The organism is Helicobacter monodelphidis, from assembly GCF_003288845.1.
Classification (GTDB): Bacteria; Campylobacterota; Campylobacteria; order Campylobacterales; family Helicobacteraceae; genus NHYN01.
On the sequence record NZ_NHYN01000003.1, the window covers coordinates 51,166 to 68,282 of the forward strand.

Annotated in this window: 13 protein-coding genes; 7 read left to right on the top strand and 6 right to left on the bottom strand. The window is 35.9% G+C overall.

Features of this window, described 5'->3' with window-relative positions:
• Nucleotides 1–7 precede the first annotated feature (7 nt).
• The 3 genes from CCZ01_RS02130 to pyrH are packed head-to-tail and all read right to left on the bottom strand — an operon-like array spanning nt 8 to nt 3,144.
• Entirely contained in the window at nt 8–2,179 is a 2,172-nt protein-coding gene (locus tag CCZ01_RS02130; protein WP_112051593.1) for a RelA/SpoT family protein, read from the bottom strand.
• Nucleotides 2,145–2,390 (bottom strand): DNA-directed RNA polymerase subunit omega, encoded by a 246-nt coding sequence (locus tag CCZ01_RS02135; protein ID WP_181566283.1) that lies wholly within the window; start codon nt 2,388–2,390, stop codon nt 2,145–2,147. Before CCZ01_RS02135 ends, CCZ01_RS02130 begins: the two co-directional genes overlap by 35 nt.
• 22 nt (nt 2,391–2,412) lie before the next feature.
• A complete protein-coding gene (pyrH, locus tag CCZ01_RS02140; RefSeq protein WP_112051594.1) occupies nt 2,413–3,144 on the bottom strand; it encodes a UMP kinase in 732 nt (243 codons plus the stop codon).
• Nucleotides 3,145–3,363: 219 nt separating this feature from the next.
• Here pyrH and CCZ01_RS02145 point away from each other — a divergent pair, with 219 nt between their 5' ends.
• Nucleotides 3,364–4,734 (top strand): sodium-dependent transporter, encoded by a 1,371-nt coding sequence (locus CCZ01_RS02145; RefSeq protein WP_112051595.1) that lies wholly within the window; start codon nt 3,364–3,366, stop codon nt 4,732–4,734.
• Between the two features lie 10 nt (nt 4,735–4,744).
• Nucleotides 4,745–5,497, top strand: a complete 753-nt coding sequence (locus CCZ01_RS02150) for a class I SAM-dependent methyltransferase (protein WP_112051596.1) — start codon at nt 4,745–4,747, stop codon at nt 5,495–5,497.
• 193 nt (nt 5,498–5,690) lie between these two features.
• On the opposite strand, the gene CCZ01_RS02155 is transcribed toward CCZ01_RS02150, so the two are convergent.
• The 3 genes from CCZ01_RS02155 to ileS form a co-directional block, all read right to left on the bottom strand.
• On the bottom strand, nt 5,691–7,778 hold the full coding sequence (locus tag CCZ01_RS02155; RefSeq protein ID WP_112051597.1) for an RNA degradosome polyphosphate kinase: 2,088 nt from the start codon (nt 7,776–7,778) through the stop codon (nt 5,691–5,693).
• A gap of 214 nt (nt 7,779–7,992) precedes the next feature.
• The gene (locus tag CCZ01_RS02160; protein ID WP_112051598.1) at nt 7,993–9,528 is read right to left on the bottom strand and encodes a flagellin B; all 1,536 of its coding nucleotides are present in this window, start codon (nt 9,526–9,528) and stop codon (nt 7,993–7,995) included.
• Nucleotides 9,529–9,823: 295 nt separating this feature from the next.
• A complete protein-coding gene (gene ileS, locus CCZ01_RS02165) occupies nt 9,824–12,571 on the bottom strand; it encodes an isoleucine--tRNA ligase (protein ID WP_112051599.1) in 2,748 nt (915 codons plus the stop codon).
• A 141-nt stretch (nt 12,572–12,712) separates the two neighbouring features.
• Between ileS and CCZ01_RS02170 the strand changes: the two genes are divergently transcribed.
• Genes CCZ01_RS02170 through CCZ01_RS02185 form a run of 5 tightly spaced genes read left to right on the top strand, consistent with a single transcriptional unit; the run spans nt 12,713 to nt 17,044 of the window.
• Nucleotides 12,713–13,516, top strand: a complete 804-nt coding sequence (locus tag CCZ01_RS02170) for a SapC family protein (protein ID WP_112051600.1) — start codon at nt 12,713–12,715, stop codon at nt 13,514–13,516.
• Between the two features lie 6 nt (nt 13,517–13,522).
• Nucleotides 13,523–14,008, top strand: a complete 486-nt coding sequence (locus CCZ01_RS10210) for a hypothetical protein (protein ID WP_146745202.1) — start codon at nt 13,523–13,525, stop codon at nt 14,006–14,008.
• Nucleotides 14,005–15,126 carry a CDP-glycerol glycerophosphotransferase family protein gene (locus CCZ01_RS02175; protein WP_181566279.1) on the top strand — a complete coding sequence of 374 codons (1,122 nt, stop codon included), beginning with the start codon at nt 14,005–14,007 and terminating at the stop codon, nt 15,124–15,126. The genes CCZ01_RS10210 and CCZ01_RS02175 overlap by 4 nt, the downstream gene beginning before the upstream one ends.
• Nucleotides 15,123–15,932 (top strand): tetratricopeptide repeat protein, encoded by an 810-nt coding sequence (locus tag CCZ01_RS02180; protein ID WP_112051602.1) that lies wholly within the window; start codon nt 15,123–15,125, stop codon nt 15,930–15,932. The genes CCZ01_RS02175 and CCZ01_RS02180 overlap by 4 nt, the downstream gene beginning before the upstream one ends.
• On the top strand, nt 15,932–17,044 hold the full coding sequence (locus CCZ01_RS02185; protein WP_112051603.1) for an SEL1-like repeat protein: 1,113 nt from the start codon (nt 15,932–15,934) through the stop codon (nt 17,042–17,044). The genes CCZ01_RS02180 and CCZ01_RS02185 overlap by 1 nt, the downstream gene beginning before the upstream one ends.
• The last annotated feature ends 73 nt before the right edge of the window (nt 17,045–17,117 follow it).

Below are 17,117 nucleotides of genomic sequence, written 5' to 3' on the forward strand. Positions count from 1 at the left end.
TCATCTCCTAACCATTACTATACGCATCCTTCAAACTATAAACATCAATAATACGAAATTTTTGTGATAAAAGTTTCTTAAGCGTCTTCACATCAGTATCATGGCATTCAATATGGATTTCGCTATGTGCAGAATAACTATTTTTTCTACCACCCACATCAATACTTAGAACATTCATATCATTTTTTGCCAAAAACTGCAAGAAATTTGCCAAAATGCCTTTTTGATTCTCCAAAGCAACAATCACAACAAACCTCTGCATTGCATCTTCTATCCAAGAAACATAAAGCATTTTCGCACCCCGTTCAATCTCACCTAGTGCCCTTTCGCATAATTTATGGTGAATAAATGCCTTTGAGCCACTTTTTAATGCAATTACCTCATCACCAAACTTAGGGTGACAACAATAATCAAACAATGTCTCAGAAATATTATAATTTGAACAAATCAAAAAGCTATCAAAAACATACTCTTTTAATTTAAGAATCTTGATCTTTAATAGCATAAATAAATTCGCATCCTTTTTTATACTATTCTCAATACGACTTTCAAGCTCTTTTAGATAGATAAGATCTGTACAAGCACGATGAATGGAACTTTCTAGCTTTGCAGTATTAACAAAATCAGCAATTTCTTGAGGTGTTTTCCCAAAAATTGTTGCAATAATATTGAAGGCACTTAACCTCTCTACCTCCTTATAGCGCGCCGCTGTTGTGATTCTTATCTGATGTTTTGCTTTAGATGTTTTTACTGCATCACCCCAACTCGGGCGAACAATGGGCTTATCCACAGTAATAATCTTGACAATATCGCCACTTTTTAGAACTGTCAATAAAGAAACTTGCTGATTGTTAACCATCGCTTTTTTTGCATGATTCCCTATATCTGTATGAACCGCATATGCAAAGTCTAACACAACTGCACCAACAGGAAGAGTATAAGTATCACCATCAGGGGAAAAAACAACAATATCTTCACGATATAAATCATTTTTTGCAAGCTCATAGAATTCCTCAATAGTATTGTTTTGAAACTGCAAATCATTCAACCAACCTAAAGAAGGTGTTTTTGCTCCTCCTGCTTTATATTTCCAATGTGCTGCCACGCCATATTCTGCACCTTTATGCATATCCTCTGTACGAATTTGTACTTCATAAATCAATGAGTCATCAAATATTGTTGTATGAATCGTCTGATACCCATTCTCCTTAGGTAAAGCAACATAATCCTTAAAACGCGACAAAATGGGCTTGAACTTTAAATGCACAATCCCCAAAACACGATAACAATCAAGGGGTTCTTGAACAATAATGCGTAAAGCAAGTAAATCTAAAACTTCCTCAATTGAAATTCCTTTTCTTTGCATTTTTAAATAGGTAGAATAACGTCTTTTGATTCTCCCCATTAGCTGAAAATGCCCCTCTGGAATTCCATTAGAAATTAATAATCGCTTAACTTTACCAAGAAAGGTGTTCAGTTTCAGTTGAAGTTCTTGATGATTGTCTTGAAAATAAAGGTCGATTTTTTCATATTCTTCTGGAAAAATATAGCGAAAACTCAAATCCTCTAATTCATTTTTGATTGATGATATACCCAACCGATGTGCAATGGGGGCATACACTACAAGTGTTTCCTCAGAAATACGCACTCGTTTATTAGGAGCTAACGCTTGAAGTGTTAACATGTTGTGAAAACGATCGCAAAGCTTAATGACTAATGCACGAATATCCCTCACAGAGGCAATAAGCATTTTACGAAAAGTCAAGGCTGCTGTAATCATTTTACGATTTGACGATGCAGGAGGCAATTCTTCCTCACGAATCTCCACAATTTTTGTCAATGAATCCACCAAAGAAGCAACATCTTCCCCAAACAAAGAAGCAACATCTTCTCTTGTCGCAACAGTATCCTCCACAACATCATGAAGTAATGCCGCACAAATCATCGCCTCATCACCACCATAATGTGCAACAATACAAGCAACAAGGATTGGGTGTGTTACATAGGGACCACCACCTTTTCTAAACTGCCCCTCATGTGCTTTTGTCGCATACGCAAGTGCATCTTCAATCTTTTGTTGAATGCCTGCAGTCTGCCTTAAAAGCTCATGTGCTCGTTCTGGATCATTGATAGCACTAATTTCATTAAAGAACTCGAGACTGCTTAAAATCTCTGCCATCGCTCTCTTTCACTCCTATTTTTCCTTCAGCAATTTCAATCAAAGCAATATCGGGAAGCTTATGGATTTTCACATTCATATCCACAAGAGGCTTCACTCCCTTACTTAATTCTTCAACACGTGCAAAGATAATATTAGAAAGCATATAGCGATCGTTATTGACACGCTCCAAAGCTTTTGAAGCAATCTCCTCCATTCTCAACATTCTCATTCCTCTAGCCATTTTTTACTCCTTAGTTTTTAACAATAGAACATAGCGAACGATTACCTAAAATAATACTCTTTAGGTTTCCTGTTTTAAACATATTGCAAACAATAATCGGTAACGCATTATCCTTTGCAAGGGCAATTGCCGTATCGTCCATTACTTTAATATTATCATGCAACGCCCTGTCATAAGTTAAGGTTGAAAGCTTTTGTGCATCTTGAAAACAATTAGGATCTTTGTCGTAAATCCCGTCTACTTTTGTCGCCTTAATAATGACATCAGCACCAATCTCAATCGCTCTCAGTGTTGCTGCTGTATCTGTCGTAAAAAATGGATTACCCGTTCCAGCTGCAAAAATCACAATTCTTCCTTTTTCAAGGTGACGTACTGCACGACGATAGATATAAGTTTCACAAATTTCTTGAATCTCAATCGCACTTTGCACACGTACAAATAAGCCTAACCGCTCCAAAGCTTCCTGTGTCGCCACTGCATTAATCACAGTTGCTAACATTCCCATATAATCGCCACTTGTCCTGCCAATAATACCACCCTTTGAAGCACTCACACCACGAACAATATTTCCGCCACCAATCACGATGCCAACTTCCACTCCCGTGCTATGAACACTCTGAATCTCTCTTGCAACATACTCCAAAACCTCAAGATCAATCCCGAAACCATCTTTACCTGCCAAAGCCTCACCAGAAAACTTAACAAGAACGCGCTTATATGGCTCATTTGAATTTTTATCCATCACCTTAACCCTTTTAGATTCTTTATATCTCTATATTTCTTTACTTCCCGACATTCTACACAAAAATCTCTTAAGAAAAGGCATTTTATATTCAAGAATCAAAAATTTCCTATCACTAAGATGAATTTTTAGGGGGCAACATCAATACTTTTTAAATTTCATTTATTGTGGCTATAATTACAATCTTAAATATAATAGATAAGCATTCAAGGAATTAAAATGCAAAAGAGGCACACATGGTCTAGTAGTATTGCTTATATTTTAACTGTTGCAGGTGCAACAATTGGATTTGGCGCGACTTGGCGTTTTCCTTATCTAGTTGGGCAGAATGGTGGTGGTGCATATGTCCTTATATTCATTATCGCTATGATACTCATTGGAATCCCTATGCTACTTGTTGAAAATGTGATTGGCAGGAGAGCACACAGAAATTCTATTGACGCCTTTAGTCCCAAAGCACAACAAAAATCTTTTTCGAAAGCATGGACAATTCTAGGCTATATGGGGCTAATTGGTTGCTTTGGCATTATTGGCTATTATATGGTTTTAGGTGGCTGGGTTTTTACTTATATTATCAATATTCTCACAGGTGACTTGAATCTTTCAAGCTCAATTAGCAAAACAATGACTCGAGAATTTTATAATACGCAGATCGAAAACAATCCATTAATGATTACACTCTATACTTTAATATTTGTTTTTCTAAATTGGTTTGTGCTTGTTAAAGGTATTTCAAATGGTATTGAAAAGGCAATGAAGTATCTTATGCCCTTGCTAATTCTCTGCCTCATCGCCATTGTGATACGCAATCTAACTTTACCGGGTGCGGCTGAAGGTATTGCATTCTACTTAACACCTAATTTTAGTAAAATTACCCCCTCTTTATTTGTGCTTGTTTTAGGGCAAGTCTTTTTCGCACTCTCTCTTGGCTTTGGGGTAATGATTACACTTTCATCATATTTGGATAAAAATGAAGATTTATTCAAAGCAGCTATAAGCACGGGTATCATCAATACCATTATTGCTATTTTAGCAGGTTTTATGATTTTTCCCTCACTATTTAGTTTTCAACTACAGCCTGACGAAGGACCTAGACTTGTTTTTGAAGTTTTACCTATTGTATTTTCAAATATGCACTTTGGAAATATTCTTGCCATAGGATTCTTCTGTTTGTTAATTATTGCTGCATTCACCACATCTATCACACTTTATGAAGTTATTATTACTGTTGTGCAAGAAAAATTAAAAATTGGACGTAAAATTTCCGTTACTCTTGTATTGGGTGTATTGTTTTTAACAGCTAATATCCCCTGCATTATGGCTTATGGAGAGTGGAGAGATGTAACAATTATCGGCAAAAATATTTTTGGTGCCTTTGACTATATTAGCAGTAATATCTTTTTTGTACTCACCGCCTTAGGTTCTGCAATTTTTGTAGGTTGGGTTTTGGATAAAGAGGCAAAAGAAGAAGTATCTAACGGATTAAGCCTGAATGCAAAGAAATTTGTTACTTTTTGGTTTTATTATGTAAAATACATCATTCCTCTCATTATATTAATCATTTTTTTTGGAAATTTTTATATTACTTGAAAGGACAATAATGCAAACACAAATATGGGATAAAAAAGCACAATCTTTTCCGCGTTTTACGAAAAATAACGAGGAGGTTTTAGAGATTCTTCATTTTTTTCAGAAAAATGGTATGGATTTTTTTCATAAGACTTTAATAGACATCGGTTGCGGTAATGGGCGATTCGCACTCCATTTCGCAGAGAAGGCGAAACATATTTACGCAACAGATTTATCACAAATGATGCTTAATCATCTCCTTGCAGACGCTAAAGAGTTAGGCTTAAACAACATTACAATTCTTGCAAATGCGTGGCAACAGATTAAAACTACAGATTTAGCACCCATTCAAATCTCTTTTGCCTGTATGACTCCAGCCATGAACACTAAAGAGGCATTCTTAAAAGCTTATCACCTCTGCACAGAATGTATGTGTTATGTGGGTTTTGGACGATTCAGAAAAAATCCACTCTTAGAAAAAATTTTTGCCCTACATAAAATTGATTTTGAGTTACCCACTGGACTTCCGCAAGTTCTACAATGGTTACAAGAAGAAGACATCAATACTCCTCCAATCATCTACAAACAACAAGTTTTAGAACGCGAATTAGAACCAACCCAAGCTATCAAAGATATTCAATGGCACATTCAGATTCATAATCAATGCCCTGATAACGCATTAATTCAAGACTATGTGAACCATCTTGCTAAAAAAGGAAAGATCCTCTACACACAAGAAAGAGAAATTGGTCTAGCTTATCTGCAAAAACCAAAAATGCTTTAATCTACTTTGTTGTAATGAAGCTAGATTCTTTATGTTTTTATGTCATAAAACCCACACATCTCTATCCTCTACTCCCTTGCAGTTTTGGGGCAATGCAATTTGGCAAATCGAGGATAAGAAACTAAAATGTGAATCCTTGTAAAAACAAAGGGTAGGAGGCTTAGCCCCCCACCAACAAAAGTTACTACAGATTCTAGCTTTCTTTCAACATTCTTTGCACTAGTCGCTTTGTTTTTGTTTTCTCTGTGCATTTGGATTCAGAATAAAGCGTGTTTGCATAATCTTCAAAGACTTTTTGGGAATTAATATTTTTTGTCTGCTCAACATGCACATAATTTCCATCGCTTTGAAGCTCATACGCTTGCATATCGTCTTCCAACTGCATCTTAAGAATACCAAATAGCTTGTTAGCCACATCTTGATTAAAAGCAGGAGTCATAATCTCAATACGACGTTCCAAATTTCGTGGCATCAAATCTGCACTTGCAAAATAAATTTGGGGACTTGCATTCTTGAAATAATAAATTCTTGCATGTTCTAGGTATTTACCAATAATAGAAATGACACGAATATTCTCACTCACTTGTGGAACTTTAGGACGCAAACAACAAATCCCACGCACAATTAAATCAATTTTCACGCCCGCATTTGACGCTTTGTAAAGTGCTTTGATGATATCAACATCAACGACAGAATTTGCCTTAAGAATAATCCTCCCATTAATTCCCGCCTTTGTTTCAGACTCAATTAAAGCAAGAATCTTTTGTTTAATTTGTAAAGGTGCAACAAGCAATGTTTCTAGTCGCGAACGATGCGTAAAACCAGACAAATTATGGAAGAACTTAGTTGCATCTTTTGTAATAAGATAATTAGAACTCATAAAGCTAATATCTGTATAGATCTTTGCTGTTGCAGGGTTGTAATTTCCGGTACTAAGATGAATATACTCACGAATATCTTTGCCCACTTTTTTAACAATCAAAGCAATTTTTGCATGGACTTTCAAGCCGGGTACTCCGTAAATGACATGTGCTCCAGCAGATTCTAAAGCCTTTGCCCAATGGAGATTATTTTCCTCATCAAATCTCGCTTTTAATTCAACAAGTACACTAACCTGCTTTCCATTTTCAGCTGCCTCAATCAATGCCTTAACAATGGGTGAATTCTTGCCCACACGATAAAGAGTCATACGAATCGAATAGACATCAGGATCTTTTGAAGCATCTTGAATCAATCGGACAACGGGTTCAAAGCTCTCATAAGGGTGAAACATCATCACATCATTTTCATCAAGTATCTCAAAAATATTTGCATCAACACTCATCGGTGCAAGAATACGCGGATTATAGGGTGGAAAAATCAAATGTGGGAAATTCTTATTTCCAATCACCTCCCATAAAGCACCAAGATTAATCGGCACTTTCGAAGCATAGGTATCGCCCTCCTCAACTTTTAAATGCGCATTTAAAAATCCAAGCATTTCTTCACTTGCATTACTGCCAACTTCAAGACGAGTAATCTCCCCTTTTTTACGCATTTTTAAGCCTTCTTGCATAAGCTCCATAAAATCATCAGCCTCTTCTTCCTCAATCTCCATATCCGCATTTCTGGTTACTTTAAAGGGCGTACATTCAAGCAAACTATAACCTAAGAACAAATCACTAACAAATTCACCAACAATTGTTTCAATCGGCACATAAGCATTATCATCTAGTTCTATAAAACGAGGCAACATACGCGGAATACGTACCATTCCAAACTTAATTTCGCTTGGATTTTCATCATTTTGTAACTTCACAGCAATAGCGAAACTCAAATTATTTAAATGTGGAAAAGGATGAGTCGCATCAACTGCAATGGGCGTAACCATCGGATAAAGATGAGTTTCAAAATATTCCTTCACTTTAATTTTTGTCTTTTTATCTAAAGTAGCGAAATTATAAACCTTTAACCCCTCTTTCTCTAACTCACCCACCACACTAAAATATAATCTTTCTAACTCCTCTTTCTCTTGATGAAGATAACGTCGTATTTCTTTAAGTTGTTGCAAGGGTGTTAGCTGGTCTGGACCACTTTCAATAATCCTTGCACTATAAAGCCGCTTTAACCCCGCTACACGAACCATATAGAACTCATCAAGGTTTGTTGCATAAATAGCAATAAACTTTAATCGTTCCAAAAGAGGACTTTTTGAATTATCTGCTTCCTTCAAAACGCGCGTATTAAACTGCAACCACGAAAGCTCTCGATTAATATAAAAATGTGCATCTGACTGACTCATTGACCCCTCCTATCCTTATTCAAAAATCACTCTATATTCTATAGTATGTTTCTTTATAAACTCCTTGATTGAGTTTTCGCTTCTTTTGATATTTTGTTTGGTTAGGGATACTAATGTCGTGGGTTATATTGTAAGTATTGAATAAATAGTGGTTTTTGGAAAAATCCAAAAACCAGTGTTGGAATATTAGGAATCCAACACATTCAATAAAAGACTACTGGAGTAATCTTAAGATATTTTGTTGTGTTGCATTCGCTTGACTCATCGCATAGTTACCTGCTTGAGCAAGAATGTTCAACTTGCTATAAGTTGAGCTTTCTTCAGCAAAGTCTGTTTCACGAATGTTAGACTCAGCTGACTTCACATTCACTTGAGTGATTGTAATGTTGTTGAGCGTACTTTGGATTTGTTGTTGAGCCGCACCTAAGTCTGCACGAACAGCATCAAGTTGTCTAATCGCAGATTCAGCAATATTCATCACCGCCATTGCACCAAAGAGTGTTGTTACACCAGCAGTGATACCATTTGCGTTGTCTGCACCAATGACTGCGTTTGCATTTGCACCAATCGCTGAAGCGACATCGTTACTGTAAGCATTCTTAGTTCCTCTTAAGTTTTGTGTTGTTTGTGCAACTGCAGTCGCAACATCAAAGCCAATCAAACTCAAACCAAGACCACTTACTTTAATATCTGTTGCATCTGTTCGATTCAAGCTTAAGCGACCAACATGCACACCACCATTAGAGATACCAAAGATACCCATAAATGCTTCATCAGTACCACCAGCACCAGCTATACTTCCTGTAACCATAATCGCACGACCATCAGTAGAAGTTAAATTCAAACGACCATTCACATCAATAGAAGCTTGAACACCTGTTTCTTCTTTCTTAGAGTTAATTGCTTGAACAAGCTTATTATCTCTGTCATTATCTTGAATACCTGTTACATCACCAATCCATACACCATTGATTGTGAGGTTAGAAATATCACCTGCTGTAACAGTTGAAGAACCTGTAGCTTGAACATTAAATGTTGCTTTTGTTCCACCGAGTGAATCAGAGTTTTTGTTAATCACTTCTGCTAAAGCTCCAAGTCCTGTTCCTGCTGAAGTAGAAATAACAACAGATTCAAGAGGTTGAGATTTATTCCCTGAAAGTCCTTGAAATTCCAATGCAACAGTTCCAAGTGTAGCTGCACCAGGTCCCTTAACAATTGAACCTGTTTCAAACCTTGCGTGTCCAATCTTATCAGAGCTTGTTGCACCAATAGAGATATTAACAGTTTGGTTAGAATAAGCACCAACTTGGAATTTCTTGTTTGTATAAGAACCTGCTAATAAAGTCAAGCCGTTATAGCTTGTTGTATTCGCAATATTATCCAAAGAATCAATCAAGCGGTTAATGTCTGCTTGAATTGCAACTCTTGTCTTAGTAGTTTGTCCATCTTGTGCAGCTTGAATAGACTTAGTCTTGATTGTGTCAAGAACCTTTACTTGCTCATCCATTGCTTTATCAGCAATTTGGATAATACCGATACTATCGTTCGCATTTCTCATTGCTTGTCCCAAAGAATTTGCTTGAGAACGCAATGAATCGGCAATCGCCATACCTGAAGCATCATCTGCTGCCTTATTAATTCTAAGACCAGAACTAAGTCTTTCTAGTGTTCCAATTAACGCATGCTGTGTAAAAGTCCCTTGTGCATGCGAATTCAATGCATGAATGTTTGTGTTGATGTTAAAAGCCATTTTCGACCCCTTTTATAAGATTTGGGGGGTATCCTTACCATTGTGTGAGCATTCAATGTAATGAAGCAGATTGGGTATCCTTACCCGTGTTACATTCTCTATATCGTCCTCCCCTAAAAAAACTGAAGGAATTTTTGTAAAATATTCCGCTATTTTTGCAAAATATCGATTAATAGGTAGTTTACAAATGTAAATTTAGTGTTTTTTCTTGAATAAAAAATAAGAGACTCCCATCAATACCCAAATAATCATACTTGTAATAAGAATCTCTTTCCAGGTTACGGGTGCATATAAATCAAACATTTCGCATCACTTCCGCACAACGTCCACAAAGCTCTTCAGGCTTGTCACTCAAAAACTGCCAACAACGTGGACATTTATGCCATCTAGCTTGATGGATTTCAAAATATTCATTTTGATATTCAAAAGATTCTAAAATCTCGCTTGCTTCAAGATTCTCGCTTGCTTCACTAATCATCAACCACACATTCAAATCTTTAAAGGTATTTTTAGGGGTTTTCAGGCTAACTTCTAATGTAGATTTAATCCGCCCTTCTTTTTTTAGAATGTCAATTTTCTCCAAAAACAAAGAACGAATCTCCAACAAAGAATCAAAATCCTCTTTTAATTCAATATTGAGGGTAATAGGCGTATAACATAAAGAGAATGCATCGCTATTAATAGACTTTAAATATCCGCCACAATGCTCAATAGCTTCATCAATCGTATAGGTTAAAATTGGTGCAAGAAGCTCAAAAAGTTTTTGTGTAATCAATGCCATCACGCTTTGGGCAGAACGTCTCCTTTTGCTTGTTTTAGATTCACAATACAAAATATCTTTACACAAATCCATATAAATTCCACTTAATTCATTCACAATAAAGTGACTCAACAACGCACAAGCCTTAGAAAAATCATAATTCAGTAATGCTTCATCTGTTTGTGCAAACACATTTTTCGCTAAATTTAAAATCCATAAATCAATACTACTAAAAGAATCAAGCTCCAACACCTCTAAATCATTTGTATTTGCAAGAAGAAAACGCAGTGTATTGCGGATTTTCTTATAAGATTCACTACTTTGCTTCAAAATGTCTGATGAAATATTTTGGTCATTTTGATAATCACTCATTGCAACCCATAAACGCAGAATTTCACTTCCAAATTCTTTCGTAATTTCACTTGGAACAATCGCATTTCCCTTACTTTTAGACATCTTATCACCATTCTTATCCATCGTGAATCCATGCGTGATAATGCTTTTAAAGGGTGCTTGTTCATGAATGGCACAACTCACAAGCAAGGAGCTTTGAAACCAACCACGATGCTGGTCGCTCCCTTCAAGATATAAGGAAGCAGGATAATCCCCAGCATCATAATGTGGAGATTTTAACACAGCAGCCCAAGTGCTACCACTATCAAACCACACATCTAAAATATGATTAATTTTCTCAAAACGGCTTACCTTATCGCTATACGAATCAGGGAGCAATTCAGCAACAGAATGTGTCCACCATGCATCACAACCCTCTTTTTCAAAAATTTGTGCAATATGGTCCAAAACAACTGGATCTAGCAAAACTTCTTTGCTTGCTTTATCGCGTAAGAATGCAATAGGAACTCCCCAATCCCTTTGACGAGAAATGCACCAGTCTGGACGATTTTCAATCATAGAACCGATACGTTTAACGCCATTTTCCGGATAAAACTTCACCTTTTGCAATTCATACCCTGCGACCTGTCTCAATGTTTTGCCTTCTTGAGTAAATGGCTTATCCATCATAATAAACCACTGCTTTGTTGCACGAAAAATAACCGGTTTTCCAGAACGCCAACAATGAGGGTAAGAATGTGTAATTTTAGTCTGCTTTAATAAAGAATCACCCAATAATTCTAAAATTCTTTCTTGCGCCTTAAAAATATGTACACCCACAAAAGATTCGGGATTAGGTAAAAGCCCAAGATGGACGACAGATTCATCAAAGCAACCTTTATCATCAACCGGCATAAGAACGCCAAGCTGATAACGCAACCCTAAAAGATAATCATCTTCCCCATGCCCTGGTGCAGTATGCACACAACCACTTCCATCGGTTAATAAAACATGATCGCCCAAGAGAATCTTAGAATCTCGCCCATTCAGCGGATTCTTTGCCAATTTATTTTCTAGCAATGTTGAGTTAAACTCTTTTACAATTTCACCTTGTAGCACACCATTTTCCTTACATTGTGCAAAAAGCTCTTTTGCAACAATTTTACCATCGCTACTCAAAACATAAGGTGTATCTGGACGCAATGCAATCCCCAAATTTGCGGGAAGCGTCCAAGGCGTTGTTGTCCAAATCACCAAAGCCGCCTGACTCACACCCAAAGATTCTAACGCATCTTTTTGTAAATCAAAACCCACAAAAATAGAATCACTTTGTTTGTCTTTATACTCTACCTCCGCTTCTGCCAAAGCAGTTTCACAAGCCCAACTCCAATACACTGGCTTTTCTCTCTCGCACAATAAACCTTTACTTGCAATAGCACACAAACAACGATAAATTTCCGCCTCAAAGGTAAATTCCATCGTTTTGTAAGGGTTCTCAAAATCACCCAACACACCTAAGGCCAAAAAGCCCTTTTTTTGAATCTCAATAAATTCAGCTGCATGGCTGCGACAAAGCTCACGGATTTTTTCTTTAGGCATACCATCTTTTTTGTCTTTACCTAATTTTTTCTCAATTTGTTGTTCAATGGGCAACCCATGACAATCCCAACCGGGTAAATAACGCACAGCATAGCCTCTGTAATAGTAAATTTTCATAATCATATCTTTTAAAATCTTATTTAAGGCATGCCCAATATGTAATTCACCATTTGCATAAGGAGGACCGTCATGTAAATTAAACTTTTGCGTTATAGTTTGGCGATTATTCTTCATTATATGATACTTTTTTTCTTGTTGCCATCGTTCATAACGTTTTGATTCATTCTGGGGAAGATTTCCACGCATAGGAAAAGTAGTTTGAGGAAGAATGAGTGTTTCTTTATAATCCATTATCGCTCCTTTGAATATTTTAGGATTTTACCTCACATAGAGTTAAGAATGTATTAATCTTAAACTCATCGCTTTATAAAGTTTTTTGGTAAAGCAGAGTATAATTACTTAACAAAGCCAACAAAGGAGTAATAATTTATTATGGAAAAACAAGTTCTTGCCATCAGTAAAGAAGAATTTTCTAACAAGAGATTCTTACCTATAAAAAACTATCTTCACGCCACTAACGATTCTGTTGCACCTGTGCTTTTCAATGAAGCCAATCAAGTCTCTTTGGAATTACCTCTTGCTTTTTTCAAAAAAGAAGATGAATTTGAATTGTTTGGGATTCTCTCTTTTTTAGAGAGTGTTAATCCTTTTGTTGATGCAAACGGAAACTTTCACTTGCAATACATTCCTGTTTCTTACCGCACTTACCCATTTTTGGTTTACATGGAAAAAAATGGGGAACAAATTTTATGTTTTGACCAAAATAGTGGGCTTTTAACAGAGAATCAATCAGAGGGCTTTGCATTCTACGACAACGATGAAATTTCTGCAGAATTAGACAATAAAGTGAAGATGTTACAAGAAATACAAAAAATGAGGGTGATTGGTAAGCGTGCCATTGAGCTTTTGGGTGAAAAAGATCTATTCACAAAATGGGATTTAAAAGTAAATGTAATCGGACAAGAACAAAGCATTAACAACCTATACACCATTAACGAAAATCGTCTATACGAACTTAAAGGTGAAGAATTGGTAGAACTACGCGATAGTGGTGCTTTAGCTCTTGCCTACATTCAACTTCTTTCGCGTGCCAATATCAGCAAAATTGAAGCTATTTCACGCATTTACTTAGCGGCACAGCAGAAAAAAGCAGCAGCAAATCAAGAGGCATTAGTTAATCAAAAAGGTGATTTGGACCTTGAATTCTTAAAGAATGATACCATCTCTTTTGGGTAGGCAGTGATGAATATTGTCTACGCTCCCACAAAAAGATGTGGAACAGATTTTATCCATCAAAATATTGATGCAATGTTTGATGTTATGCTTTTAGAAAATGTTTTGGGGATTCAAAAAGTTAAAAAAATTCTCTATCTCCCTAACGCACAAACCACACAAACACATTCAGACATCGTGCTTGAATCCTTAGCAACAAATTCTGTGCAACAAATTGCTTCTTTAAAGGAAGCACAAAAAACAGCATTTATGTTGACAGATAGTGCATATATTGCACTACCCTACACACTTTATTTTCAAAAACCGGTTATTTTTGCATTACTTGGATTTACCGGATTAGATATTCAAAACGACCGTCTTTTTGCAATTTTGAAAAAATGTTCTTTTTTTGTTTATTCTTATCACGAACTCAACAACACGATACAACAAATACAAAAATTTTGGGTAGCCCAAAAAGAGGAATACGAAACCTTTTTGGAGGGGAGCATAATATGAGTAAGGCACAGCTTTCATCACAGATTGTTAATACATTTTCTTCTATCCTTTCAAAGGAAAAGAAAAATATTGTTTTTTTACTTTTTTATGAAACTTATCGCTCTCATTTGAGTGTATTTTTGCCAATTATTCCACTATTGAAAAAAAAATACAATCTTATCTTAGCCACACAACAGCAAAAACAAGACGCACTAGAAAAAAGTGTACATTACGCATTCACCATTCCTTGGAGAGTTCAGAATCAGCAAGGACAATATGATTTTATTGATGTGCATGTCGATGGCATTGATTTAATCATTACACCAGACCAAGTTTCCTATAATCAAGGAAAAGTTGATAGAACCTTTTTAAGTAAAACAGCAAAGCGACTTTACTTGCCTCATAGCCTTATTGAGGCAGTGGGTGCCACCGATACGATTGACTATATTGCTGTTCCAAGTAAAATTGCAATGGAAAAGTATCAAAAAATTTTGAAGGGTAAAAAAGTTAGATTATTAGAAATGGGTTATCCTAAATTTGATGAATCTCTTAAAAACTACAAAACCCAAAAAAAGCCATCAAACACAATTGCCTATACTCCTACTTTACGTTATCAACAAGACTTTGTCCATATTAATAAAATTGGAGGGGTGGAAAGTATGTTGCTAGAATGGCTACTAAACAACACATCGCATAAAATTATTTATCGTGCTCACCCCCTATGCGTACAAAACCAACATACATTCTATCAGATTTTAAAAGTAAAATTTGCACAACAAAAGCGCATTATTTTTGATGAAGATTCTTCGAATACACACATTAATCAAGCAGATGTTTTTCTTTCGGATTGCTCCACTTCAGCATTCAGCTTTTCGCTTACCACCTTAAAGCCTTCTATTTTATTTGCTCCAGCAAGTTTAAAATTTAATAATACAATTATCCAAACCGCTACACAAACACAGCTTATTCCTGTTGCTAAAAATCTTTTAGAGCTTAAAATACACTTAGAATCTCTCTATAAACATGACACACAAGATTCTTTCAAGCAATTTAGAGAAGACAATATTTATCATATTGCAAATAGCCTAGAAGTCTTTTGTCAACAAATTGACTCTATCATTAAAGGGGTGTCTCAATGAAATTTGTGATAATCTCTATCTTTGCATTATTTAGCTTGATAAGCTGCTCTCAATATCCCGAAATTTCAACGCAACCTCGCACAGATAGTCAAATTCAAGAAGCACAGGCCAAAATGCGTGAGTTTCACCGCATTGTCTTTTTACCTAATCAGCAAGATAAAGCTCAAAAACTCGCTTTAGATGCCTGCAATTTAGGACTTGGTGAAGGTTGTGCATTTAGTGTTTTTGGGAAACCTATTATCAGCAATATTAATGAAGATTCTGCACTTGTTAAAAAACGTTTTGAATCAGAGCAAGATAGCATTCACAAACAACAGCAAAAGATGGATCAACTTGCTTTAACTTTTGCAATGCGAAATTGTGAAGCCAACATAGGTAACGAATGCACAATTATTGCAGGGATTTATGAACGTGGTGATGGAGTCGAACGCGACACAAATAAAGCAGAAGAATTTTACCAAAAAGCTTGTAGTTTGGATTCGGTGCAAGGATGTTTGGGCAAAAAAGACAAATCGGGCTTAGAGTTCTCACAAAAAATTCTTAGCTTACTCAAAGAAGAATGCAAACAAGGCGATCCATTTTTATGTTATATGGCGGGTGAATGGGCAATTATTCATTCCCTGCGTATAAAAAAATCCTCAATTAATGCCCCACTCATTCAAGAAGCAAAGCAATTTTATTCTGCCGCGTGCAAATTAGGATTTGACCCAGAACTTTTAGGAATGGGTGAAAATTGTGCAAATCAAAATATTTGGAATGCACGCATCAAGATTATTCAATCTTCAAATCACCATAAAGATAAATAATGAAACAATATTTTTTAATTTTTCTCCTCCTTATTTTTAGTGGTTGTGCCACTTCTTCACTTTCTGATATAGAAACAGAAAAACAACTAGAATCTGAACTAGAAGAGTTACAAACAGAGGGTTATCGCTTGTTTTTACAAGCTAATCTTGGCTCTATTGGCACAATGCAGGTTTATCAGGAAGCGTGTGAAAAGGGTAGCATTACAGCTTGCAATGAATCTTTTTTTCTTAATTCTAAAAATCGTGAAGAATGGTTTATGTTATGCGAAAAAGGAAGTAAAAAGGCATGCTTTTTATTGGGCGAAGAATTCTTGCAAGAAAATCATTCACAAGCTAGACAACTTGCCTCCATTCAATTCTTAAAAGCGTGTAATTTAGGAGATTATTCGGGCTGTGAAAAGGCAGGGAATCTTGCTATCAGCTTGCAAGACAAACAAACTGCATTCTCACTTCTTAAAAAATCGTGCGAACACCTCAACATTAATGGTTGCCGTTCTTTTTATGAAAACCTGTATTCAGGGGTTTTTGATACCCTACTCCAACCCATAGATAAGCAAGAAATTTTAAAGCAAACACGATTGGTTTTACTTGATTTTGGGCTAGATAATGAGAATCTAATTTGTAATAGCGAAGATTGCAAAATTGCTGGTGGATTCGCACAACCAGAAACTATCATCGCATTATGCAAACAAGGTTCTTCACTTGCATGCACTCTAGCAGCAGAACAAGGCTTAATGACAAAAGACATTCAAAGCGTAGAAGTCTTACTATCCCCTCATTGTTTTCAACGCAATTATGGTGCATCTTGTGACATATTGAGTCAAATTTATACAACTTTTAATGAACCAGAGCTTGCTATTAAGGTAGCTGCAAAAAGTTGCTCCACACCTTTTTATCCACAGGGACTAGCAAAATTCTCCAAAAATTATCAGATTTGCACACGTGTGGGCGATGGTTATATGTATGGAATTTGGAACGAGAATGGGAAAACTTTGCCTATCTCAAAGGATTTGAATCGTGCAAAATACTACTATAAAAAGGGTTGCGAAAGAGAAGATCGTCCAGAATTAAGTAGCTGTCAACGACTTGAAAAACTTTTAAGTATTAAATAACATTATAAAAACAATAAAGTTTAAAATTAATTTTATCTATAAATACGATTATCAAATATTTTTAATTAACTTG